11 protein-coding genes are annotated in these 10,223 nt (G+C 62.7%); 7 read left to right on the top strand and 4 right to left on the bottom strand.

Annotation, left to right across the window (positions count from 1 at the left end; all coding sequences use genetic code 11):
- The first annotated feature begins 4 nt into the window (after positions 1-4).
- Complete coding sequence (gene secB, locus C2U37_RS06325) at positions 5-475, top strand: protein-export chaperone SecB (RefSeq protein WP_010672547.1); 471 nt, start codon at positions 5-7, stop codon at positions 473-475.
- A gap of 2 nt (positions 476-477) precedes the next feature.
- On the top strand, positions 478-1,482 hold the full coding sequence (gene gpsA / locus C2U37_RS06320) for an NAD(P)H-dependent glycerol-3-phosphate dehydrogenase (RefSeq protein ID WP_010672548.1): 1,005 nt from the start codon (positions 478-480) through the stop codon (positions 1,480-1,482).
- Positions 1,483-1,551: 69 nt separating this feature from the next.
- Here the strand turns inward: gpsA and nfuA are convergent, their stop codons facing one another.
- Both nfuA and C2U37_RS06310 read right to left on the bottom strand, forming a co-directional pair.
- Positions 1,552-2,130: a Fe-S biogenesis protein NfuA gene (gene nfuA / locus C2U37_RS06315; protein WP_010672549.1), complete on the bottom strand. Its 579-nt coding sequence runs from the start codon at positions 2,128-2,130 to the stop codon at positions 1,552-1,554.
- Between the two features lie 148 nt (positions 2,131-2,278).
- On the bottom strand, positions 2,279-3,007 hold the full coding sequence (locus C2U37_RS06310; protein ID WP_041212175.1) for a ComF family protein: 729 nt from the start codon (positions 3,005-3,007) through the stop codon (positions 2,279-2,281).
- Between the two features lie 38 nt (positions 3,008-3,045).
- Between C2U37_RS06310 and bioH the strand changes: the two genes are divergently transcribed.
- From bioH to C2U37_RS06295, 3 genes are all read left to right on the top strand, one after another.
- Positions 3,046-3,810 carry a pimeloyl-ACP methyl ester esterase BioH gene (gene bioH, locus C2U37_RS06305; protein WP_104452030.1) on the top strand — a complete coding sequence of 255 codons (765 nt, stop codon included), beginning with the start codon at positions 3,046-3,048 and terminating at the stop codon, positions 3,808-3,810.
- Positions 3,811-3,882: 72 nt separating this feature from the next.
- Positions 3,883-4,116 (top strand): flagellar biosynthesis protein FlgE, encoded by a 234-nt coding sequence (locus C2U37_RS06300; protein ID WP_104452029.1) that lies wholly within the window; start codon positions 3,883-3,885, stop codon positions 4,114-4,116.
- A 1-nt stretch (position 4,117) separates the two neighbouring features.
- Positions 4,118-4,882, top strand: a complete 765-nt coding sequence (locus C2U37_RS06295) for a putative metalloprotease CJM1_0395 family protein (protein WP_104452028.1) — start codon at positions 4,118-4,120, stop codon at positions 4,880-4,882.
- A gap of 58 nt (positions 4,883-4,940) precedes the next feature.
- On the opposite strand, the gene C2U37_RS06290 is transcribed toward C2U37_RS06295, so the two are convergent.
- Together C2U37_RS06290 and greB are read right to left on the bottom strand one after the other, a co-directional pair.
- Positions 4,941-7,247 (bottom strand): Tex family protein, encoded by a 2,307-nt coding sequence (locus tag C2U37_RS06290; RefSeq protein WP_104452027.1) that lies wholly within the window; start codon positions 7,245-7,247, stop codon positions 4,941-4,943.
- Between the two features lie 268 nt (positions 7,248-7,515).
- Positions 7,516-7,989: a transcription elongation factor GreB gene (greB, locus tag C2U37_RS06285; protein WP_039039492.1), complete on the bottom strand. Its 474-nt coding sequence runs from the start codon at positions 7,987-7,989 to the stop codon at positions 7,516-7,518.
- Positions 7,990-8,191: 202 nt separating this feature from the next.
- Here greB and ompR point away from each other — a divergent pair, with 202 nt between their 5' ends.
- Entirely contained in the window at positions 8,192-8,911 is a 720-nt protein-coding gene (gene ompR / locus C2U37_RS06280) for an osmolarity response regulator transcription factor OmpR (protein WP_010672556.1), read from the top strand.
- Complete coding sequence (envZ, locus tag C2U37_RS06275; protein WP_010672557.1) at positions 8,908-10,218, top strand: two-component system sensor histidine kinase EnvZ; 1,311 nt, start codon at positions 8,908-8,910, stop codon at positions 10,216-10,218. The genes ompR and envZ overlap by 4 nt, the downstream gene beginning before the upstream one ends.
- Positions 10,219-10,223 lie beyond the last annotated feature (5 nt).

Raw genomic sequence — 10,223 nt, 5'->3', positions numbered from 1 at the left:
CGAAATGGCTGACGAAATCAACAACCAGGAAGTGCAACCGGAATTCCACATCCAGCGTGTCTACACCAAGGATGTCTCCTTCGAAGCCCCGAATACCCCGCACATCTTCCAGAAAGAGTGGCAGCCGGACGTCAAGCTGGACATGGACACCAAGACCAATGTCCTGGCCGACAGCGTTTATGAAGTGGTGCTGACCCTGACTGTCACCTGCAAGCTGGAAACCGAGACCGCCTTCCTGTGCGAAGTGCAGCAAGCCGGCATCTTCACCATCGGCAACCTGCCTGAGCCGCAACTGGCCCACTGCCTGGCGGCCTTCTGCCCGAACATCCTGTTCCCGTATGCCCGCGAAGCGGTGTCCAACCTGGTGAGCAAGGGTTCCTTCCCGCAGCTGAACCTGGCACCGGTCAACTTCGACGCCCTGTTCGCCCAGCACATGGCGCAGGTACAGGCCCAGCAGGCGACTGCGGAAGCCTGATAATGGCCGACCAGATCGCAATCTCGGTCCTGGGGGCGGGGTCTTATGGCTCCGCCCTTGCCATTTCTCTGGCGCGCAATGGTCATCCGACCCTGCTGTGGGGTCACGACCCTGCCCATGTCGCCGAGCTGGAACAGGATCGCTGCAACAAGGCATTCTTGCCGGATGTCCCCTTCCCGGCCGATCTGCAACTGACGTCGGATCTGCAGGCGGCGGTGCAAGCCGCTCCCGTGCTGCTGCTGGTGGTGCCGAGCCATGTGTTCGGCCAGGTACTGGCCCGGGTCAAACCCTTCCTGCGCCCGGATACCCGGATCGCCTGGGCCACCAAGGGGCTGGAGCCGGACAGCGGCCGTCTGCTGCAAGAGGTGGCGCGGGAGGTGCTGGGGGATGCCATTCCACTGGCGGTCATCTCGGGCCCGACCTTCGCCCGCGAGCTGGCTGCCGGTCTGCCGACCGCCATCTCGGTGGCCTCGACCCACGACGACTTTGCCGACGATCTCTCCCACCTGCTGCACTGCGGCCGCTCGTTCCGGGTCTATACCAATCCGGACTTCATCGGTCTGCAGCTGGGCGGGGCGGTCAAGAACGTCATCGCCATCGGTGCCGGTCTCTCTGACGGACTCGGCTTTGGCGCCAACGCCAGAACCGCGCTCATCACTCGGGGTCTGGTGGAGATGCAGCGCCTCGGCGCCGCCCTCGGGGCCGATGCCAAGACCTTCATGGGGATGGCGGGGCTCGGGGATCTGGTGTTGACCTGTACCGACAACCAGTCGCGCAACCGCCGTTTCGGTCTGGCGCTGGGAGCGGGCAAGTCGGTTGACACCGCCATGGCCGAGATAGGCCAGGTGGTGGAAGGCTATCGCAACACCAAGGAGGTGCATCTGCTGGCGGCCCGCTGTGGCGTCGAGATGCCCATCTGCGAACAGATCTTCAAGGTGCTCTACGAGGGCAAGAACCCGAAAGAGGCGGCCATCGCCCTGCTGTCGCGAGACAAGAAGGACGAGTGATCTGCCAGCCGCAGAATGCAAAAGGCCCCGCCAGCTGGCGGGGCCTTTTCTTTGCCGCAAGGGGGCAAATCAGTAGTAGGAGTGGTCGCCGCGCTGGTGCTCGGTGGCATCCTTGACGCCGTTGAGCTCGCCCGGGAATTTCTCCAGCAACTGCTTCTCGATCCCCTCTTTCAGGGTGTAGTCGACCATGGAGCAACCGTTGCAACCGCCGCCAAACTGCAGGATGGCCAGTTTGTCGTCGGTCAGCTCGACCAGGGTGACCTTGCCGCCGTGACCGGCCAGCATGGGGTTCACCTCGGACATCAACACGTACTCGATGCGGTCGATCAGCGGGGCGTCGTCGGCCACCTTGCGCATCTTGGCGTTGGGGGCTTTCAGGGTGAGCTGAGAGCCCATCTGATCGGTGACGAAGTCGATGGTGGCATCCACCAGGAAGGGGGCGCTCAGGGGATCGACCAGGCAGTCGAAGCCGCTGAAGGGCAGGTGCTGATCTTCCGGATCGACCGCGTCGGGTGGGCAATAGGATACGCCGCACTCGGCATTCTGGGTTCCCGGATTGACCACAAACACCCGGATGTTGGTGCCATCAGGCTGCTTCTCCAGCAACTTGCGGAAGTGGGCCTGGGCGGTGTCGGAAATGCTGATCATCACTATCCTCATAAACCTGAGTGTACGACTAGGGTATTCATGATAACTCGCTTGGCGGGGCTTGGGTAGCGTGCCGATGGCGAGCCTGTGAGCCCGGGCGTATCGGAATCATGCCGCCAGCGGCCTCCCGGGCCGGATCCCTGCCCGGTTATTTCAGGTGTCGGAGGGTACGGCAGATGGCCCACACCTCTACCGTGGTGACGCCGTGCTCATGAAGCAACCGGGTGAGCTGACCTGCGGTGGCGCCCGTGGTGACCACATCATCGAGCAGTGCCACATGCCGGTAGTGGTGAGGTTCTATTTCGAAGGCGCCACGCAGATTGCGTCGCCGCTGGCCGGCACTGAGCCGGGTCTGTTGCGGGGTCGACCTTGTCCGGCGCAGTACGCGGGTGTCGCAAGGAATGCCGGTGAGTGCGCTCAGGGCCTGGCCGATTTCTTCTGCCTGATTGAAGCCGCGCCACCACTGGCGCCACCAGTGCAGGGGAACCGGAATGATGACCTGCGGCGGATTGGCGAGGTCCAGATGGTCTGCCAGCAGGCGGGCAAGCAGCGGCGCGAGCAGGATCTGACCGGAATACTTCAGCCGGGGGATGAGTTGGGCATAAGGTGCCTGATAATCGCCGATCACCTGCAAACGCTCCCAGGGAGCGGGTCTGCGCTGGCAGCGTCCGCACAGCAGTTCGCTCTCGCGATGTTGCTCCGGCAGCGGTGCTGCACACATCAGGCATCGTCTGTCGTGTTGGCGCTGGGCGTGGCGGCACCAGGAGCACAACAAAGGCGTCTCGTCACAGGGTTGGCGACAGAGCAGGCACAGACCGAGCCAGTCGGACTGGGTGCCAAGGATCGGACTTGCTTTGGCGAGCAGCCGCTTTAACATGCAGGCTCCAAGCAGATAAACAGGGATCTTGAGTCTAGATGAGCGTATCGGTTGAGCGGTTTGGCCAGGGCCCGGACCTGGTGTTGTTGCATGGCTGGGGCATGAACGGGGCCGTCTGGCACGTTATTGCCCAAGAACTGGCTGCCCACTATCGGCTGCATCTGGTGGACCTGCCCGGCTTTGGCAACAGCCCCCTGCAAGCAGGAACAGACTACACCCTGCCCTGGCTGGCAGAGCAGGTGGCGGCCATATTGCCTGAAAAATGCCATCTGCTCGGCTGGTCCCTCGGTGGTCTGGTGGCGAGTCAGTTGGCGCTGACCATGCCTGAACGCCTTCACTCTCTCATTACCGTAGCCAGTTCTCCCTGCTTCATGGCCCGCGACGAGTGGCCCGGGATTGCCCCCAAGGTGCTGGCGGGGTTCAACCAGATGCTGGCCGGCGACTTCATGCAGACCATAGAGCGCTTCCTCGCGATCCAGGCCATGGGCAGCGAGCACGCCAGAAACGACATTCGCCAGTTGCGTCACTGGCTGGCGGAGCGACCCGCTCCCCGGCTTGCGGCCCTGGAGGCAGGTCTGGGTCTGCTGGCCGAGGTCGATCTGCGGGATGAACTGATCGGCCTGGATCTGCCCTGGCTGCGTCTTTACGGCAGGCTGGATACCCTGGTGCCGAAGGCCGCCATTCCCTTGCTGGATGCGCGCTACCCTGCCAGCCACAGTCTGGTGCTGGAGAAGGCATCCCATGCTCCCTTCATCTCCCATCCAGAGCAGTTCATCACCCTCCTGCGGCGGTTCATTGACTGAGATTTGAGCGGCAGGCTTCAATAACTCGTCAGGTTGATGGATAATTAGCCAACCCTACAGAGGAGTGTGCCAATGCGTATCGAATCAGCCATGACGGCAGGCGTGCAGGGGTTCCAACGGGCCGAGCAGTTGGCGGGCCAGGCTTCCAGCCAGATCGCCCGTCTCAATACGCCAGCGGGTGATCAGGTGCAGTTGCCGGATGAACTGGTGAATCTCAAGGTGGCCGAGCTGCATGCCGGGGCATCCGCCAAGGTGATCCAGACGGCCAGCAACATGCTGGGCACCCTGATCGATATCCGGGTGTGACATGAACATCAACGTCAGTCTGCCGACCATCATCCCGAATCAACTGCAGCCGCAGACGGAATCGGCACAGACTGACAACCGCCGCGCAGAACTGGTGCCCCCCAGCCGCCAGAGCGAAGCGTCCAACGCCGAGTCCGGCGTCGGTTCCCAGAAAGAGAGATCCCGGACCGCCCAGGCCAATCCCGCCGCCCCATCCTCGTCCACGAAAGAGAACGGCCAGACCGGCCCCGTGATGGTGGCGCACCGTTTTGTCGAGGCAACGGGGGAGGAGGGGGAGCGTCGACAACGTCAGGAGGGTGAACAGCAGGAGCAGCAAAAGCAGCAGCAGCGTCAGGTGGCTGCGCTGGTCGAACGGGATCTCGAAGTTCGCAAGCATGAGCAGGCTCACCAGGCCGCCGGCGGCGAGCATGCGGGGAGCCCTACCTACCAGTTTTCCCGTGGGCCGGATGGCAAGCGTTATGCCACCGGGGGGGAGGTGGTCATCGACATGGGGACCATTCCCGGGGATCCCGCCGCGACCATCGCCAAGATGCAGCAGGTGCGTGCCGCTGCGCTGGCTCCCGATGAACCATCGTCACAAGACATGAGTGTGGCCCGTGCCGCCTCTGGCAAGGAGGCACAGGCCCGCAAGGATCTGATGACCCTCAGGCAGGAAACCACAGGCCCGCTCGGTGCTTATATGGACAATCGAAACCAGGTGATTGCCAGGCACTATCAGCAAGCGGTGAGGCCAGCCTCCCCGCATAGCCTGAGTCAGGACGTTTGATCCCGCTCAGTACAGGCATGAAAAAGCCCCTTTCGGGGCTTTTTTGCATTCTGGGGGCTTATTTCTTCAGTTTCGACAGGGCAGCCGCGAAGGCGTTGCCCATGGCACCCTCGGTCGGAGCGCTCTGACGGGGCGCCTGTTTCGGTCGGGCGTTGCCAGTGTGACGCGGCTCGGCCGTTTTGCGTGCAGGCTGGCCGGCTTTTTCATCCAGACGCATGGTCAGACTGATGCGTTTGCGCGGTACGTCGACTTCCAGCACCTTGACCCGGACGATGTCACCGGCCTTGACCACCTCGCGGGGATCCTTGACGAAGCGATCGGTGAGGGAAGAAATGTGCACCAGCCCGTCCTGATGGACGCCGATGTCGACGAAGGCACCAAAGTTGGTGACGTTGGTGACCACCCCCTCCAGCACCATCTCGGGTACCAGATCGCTGATTTTCTCCACCCCTTCCTTGAAGGTGGCGGTCTTGAACTCGGGGCGCGGGTCGCGGCCGGGCTTGTCCAGCTCGCCGATGATGTCGGTGACGGTGGGCACCCCGAACTGCTCATCGGTGTAGTCGGTGGGCTTGAGGGTGCGCAGCAGGCTGCTGTTGCCGAGCAGGCTGTCCACGGTCTGCTCCAGCTTGGCGAGGATCCGCTCCACCACCGGGTAGGATTCCGGGTGCACCGCCGAGCCGTCCAGCGGGTTGCTGCCGCCCCGAATGCGCAGGAAGCCAGCGCATTGCTCGAATGCCTTGGGTCCGAGTCGGCCAACTTTCAGCAACTGCTGACGACTCTTGAAGGCGCCGTTCTCGTCGCGGTAGGCGACGATGTTCTGGGCCAGGGTCTGGGAGAGGCCGGAAACCCGGTTGAGCAGGGCGACCGAGGCGGTATTCACATCCACCCCCACCGCGTTCACGCAATCCTCGACCACCGCGTCGAGGCGGCGGGCCAGCTGGCTCTGGCCGACATCGTGCTGGTACTGGCCCACACCGATGCTCTTGGGATCGATCTTGACCAGCTCGGCCAGGGGATCCTGCAACCGGCGGGCGATGGAGACGGCGCCGCGAATGGAGACGTCGAGATCCGGGAATTCCTGGGAGGCGAGCTCGGAGGCGGAGTAGACCGATGCCCCCGCTTCACTCACTACTATCTTCTGTGCCTTGGCGGCCGGGTAGCGCTCGAACAGATCGCTCACTAGGCGGTCGGTTTCCCGCGAGGCGGTGCCGTTGCCGATGCTGATGAGCTCGACCTTGTGCTTCTGGCACAGCTCGCTCAGGGTCTTGAGACTCTGGTCAACCTGGCGCTTGGGTTCGAACGGATAGATGGTCGCGTGATCGACCAGCTTGCCGGTGGCATCCACCACCGCCACCTTGACCCCGGTGCGGATGCCGGGATCCAGCCCCATGGTGCAGCGCATGCCGGCCGGTGCCGCCATCAGCAGATCCTTGAGGTTCATGGCGAACACCTTGATCGCCTCCTCCTCTGCTGACTCGCGGATGCGGCCGATCAGCTCGGTTTCCATCTGCAGGGAGAGCTTGATCTTCCAGGTCCAGCTCACCACCCCCTGCAGCCACTTGTCGGCCGGGCGACTTTGCAGGTTGAGTCTGAGGTGATGGGCGATGATACCCTCGCAGGGGCTGGTACCCTCATCCTCGCCGGTGACCAGCGCCAGGTTGAGGATCCCCTCGTTGCGGCCGCGCAACATGGCCAGCACCCGGTGGGAGGGGGCCTTGTGCAGGGGTTCGTCGTGTTCGAAGTAGTCCTTGAACTTGGCCCCTTCCTGCTCCTTGCCTGCCACCACGCGGGCACGCAGGGTGGCGTTCTGCCACAGGTAGTCCCGCAGCTTCTCAAGGAGATCGGCCTGCTCGGCGAAACGCTCCATCAGGATGTAGCGGGCACTGTCGAGGGCAGCCTTGCCGTCGGTGATCCCCTGCTCGGCATTGAGGAAGCGAACCGCCTCCTGTTCGGGATCCTTCATGGGGTCACCCAGCAGCAAATCCGCCAGTGGCTCCAGCCCCGCCTCGATGGCCATCTGCCCCTTGGTGCGCCGCTTGGGCTTGTAGGGGAGGTAGAGGTCTTCCAGCCGGGTCTTGCTGTCGGCCTCGTTCAGCTCGCGGGCCAGTTCGGGGGTCAGTTTGCCCTGCTCTTCGATGGAGCGCAGGATCGCCTGGCGGCGATCCGCCAGTTCACGCAGGTAGCCGAGGCGGCTCTCCAGGGTACGCAGCTGGCTGTCGTCCAGACCGCCGGTCACCTCTTTGCGGTAACGGGCGATGAAGGGAACGGTCGCGCCTTCGTCCAGCAGGCGAACGGCTGCCTGCACCTGTTCCGGGCGGGCATTCAGCTCACCGGCGATCTGATGTTCTATTACGTGGCTTTGCATCGAGGGTCTCTTGGTCGGGTCCTGTCTAACTGGCCAGCGTGGGGCTATGTCGCCGAACAGGGGGTCTGTCCTGGCGATACTTTAGATACCTGCCAGGCCACTGCCGCGCGGGCCGGTTGGCGCCGCAAGGCGCCGGGTGTGAGCACTATATGGGGTCGGGCAGCGGGATGCCACCCCGGCAGAAATGACGTTTCTCATACCCGGTGGGCGGACATGCTCGGTCTCTCCTGGCCTTGTCAGCCGATTTGGCAGTGAGGGTCGGCCTGGCTTATTTGGGATAGCTGATCTCATTGATGTACCAGCAGGCGTCACCCACTGGCGTTTGCACCATGGCTTCATCGCCCACCTCTTTCTTGAGCAGGGCGCGGGCCATGGGGGAATCGATGGAGATGTAATCCTTGCGGCCGAAGATCTCGTCATAGCCGACGATGCGAAAGCGCTTGGTCTCACCCTCGTCGTTTTCCACCTCGACCCAGGCGCCGAAGAAGACCTTGCCCTCCTGGGAGGGTGAGTAGTCGACTATGGTCAGCTCTTCCAGGCACTTGCGCAGGTAGCGAACCCGGCGGTCGATCTCCCGCAGGCGTTTCTTGTTGTACTGGTAATCGGCATTCTCGCTGCGATCACCCAGGCTCGCCGCCCAGGCCACTTTTTTGGTGACATCGGGCCTCTCCTCCCGCCAGAGCATGTCGTGCTCCTGCCGGAGCCTGGTGTAGCCTTCACGGGTAATGAGTTTGGTTTTCATGGAGTTATCACTCCCTCGCCAATTGCATCCGGTTGCTCGGGATCTTAGTCATTGTCGCCGCGCTGTCGAGCAAAAAGCAGAGCTGGCCATCCATCCTTCCCGGCTCCGGGGCCGAATGAGGGCAATAACCGGTAACATATTTATGCTTTGTGGTTGCAGGGGGCGGCTCTAGTATGAGGGGAGACATAAAAGAGAGGTGGCAATGAGTCAGCAATACAAGGTCCTGGTGGTGGACGACGATCTGAAACTGCGTTCCTTGCTGGAGCGCTACCTCACCGAGCAGGGGTTTGTAGTGCGAGGTGTCGCCAACGGGGAGCAGGCCGATCGCCTGCTGACGCGTGAAAACTTCAGCCTGATGGTGCTTGATCTGATGCTGCCGGGGGAAGACGGCCTCTCCATCTGCCGCCGCCTGCGCGAGGCCGGCAACCAGATCCCTGTCTTGATGCTCACCGCCAAGGGGGACGAAGTGGATCGCATCGTCGGTCTGGAGATGGGGGCCGACGATTATCTGCCCAAGCCGTTCAACCCCCGTGAGCTGCTGGCCCGGATCCGCGCCGTGCTGCGCCGCCATACCGTGGAGCTGCCCGGCGCCCCTTCCGCGGCGGAGAAGATGGTGAGTTTCGGGGCCTACCAGCTCAATCTGGCGACCCGTGAACTGAGCCGTGATGGCGAACCGGTTGCCCTGACCAGCGGGGAGTTCGCCGTGCTCAAGGTGCTGGTGAGTCATCCTCGCGAACCGCTCTCCCGTGACAAGCTGATGAACCTGGCCCGTGGTCGCGAGTACACGGCCACCGAGCGCAGCATCGATGTGCAGGTCTCCCGCCTGCGCCGCCTGCTGGAACAGGACCCGGCCCAGCCTCGCTATCTGCAGACCGTCTGGGGTCTGGGGTATGTGTTCGTACCGGACGGCGAGAACGCATGAAGAAAGTGGGCAGCATGTTCTCCCGTATGCTCTGGTTTCTGGCTGCCGTGCTGGTGGTCTATCAAGTCGTCTCCTACGTTACCTTCTACAACTACCTGCTGGCGCCGACCGTCAAGCAGATCAGCCACCTGCTGGCAAACCAGGTCAAACTCATCTTTCCGGTGGACAACAACCAGCTGGCGCTCAGTGAAGATGCCGAGGCGCTGGTCTATGTGACCACTGGCAGCGACATCTATACCCAGAGCGAGGCGGAGCAGCACGGGCTGAATGATTCCAAGCCCTACCCCTATCTGGAGCAGAGCATCAGCCGCGAATTGAAAGGGGATACCAGGGTCAGAGTTGAAATCCAGGATCACTACATCATCTGGATCCAGCCTCCCCAGGCCAGCCAGATGTGGGTGCGCATTCCCCTGACGGAAATTGAAGATGACGACATCGAACCGCTCATCCTCTATATGAGCGTCTTGCTGGTGGTGACCCTGTTTGCAGCCTGGCGTTTTGCCCGTCAGCTGGTGCGACCGCTGGAGGATCTGGAAGCGGGGGCCGTGGCGGTGGCGCGCGGCAACTTTCCCGATGCCCTGGGGGAGCAGGGCTCGCGGGAGGTGCGCCGCCTGACCCGCACCTTCAACCACATGTCGAGCTCCATCAAGGGGCTGATCGAGGAGCGCAACCTGATGATGGCCGGGGTATCCCACGATTTGCGCACCCCTCTCACCCGCATTCGTCTCGCAACCGAGATGATGTCCTCGGGGGATGAGTACCTCAAGGAGAGCATCAATGCGGACATCGATGAGTCGAACGGCATCATTGATCAGTTCATCGATTACATTCGCCCGAACGAGGGGCTCGATGCCCGGCCCGTCGACCTGACCCAGCTCATTCACGATGCGTTGCTGATGCAGACCGATCAGGGACTGGAAGTGGAGCTGCTCCTGCCGGAGGAGGCGGTGCGTGTGGCCTGCCATCCCATCAGCATTCGCCGTATCCTCAACAATCTGTCGGGCAACTCCCTGCGCTATGGCGCGACCCGGTTGCAGGCCGAGCTCAGGGATGATGGCCACTGGGTGCGGCTGCGACTCTCCGACAATGGCCCGGGGATCGCAGAAGAGGACTACTCCCGGGTGCTCAAGCCCTTCACCCAGGGCAATGTGGCGCGCACCGGTGGCGGGAGTGGGCTGGGGCTGGCCATCGTTGCCAAGATAGTCTCCCAGCATCACGGCACCATCAGGCTGGGGCGCTCCGAACTGGGGGGCTTGCAGGTGGAGATCCGGCTACCCAAGAACCAGCCGCTGGAGTGGATGGATTGAAAGCA

The sequence above is a fragment of the Aeromonas sp. ASNIH1 genome, assembly GCF_002934285.1.
Classification (GTDB): domain Bacteria; phylum Pseudomonadota; class Gammaproteobacteria; order Enterobacterales; family Aeromonadaceae; genus Aeromonas; species Aeromonas caviae.
This window is presented reverse-complemented; position numbering and strand designations above follow the sequence as displayed.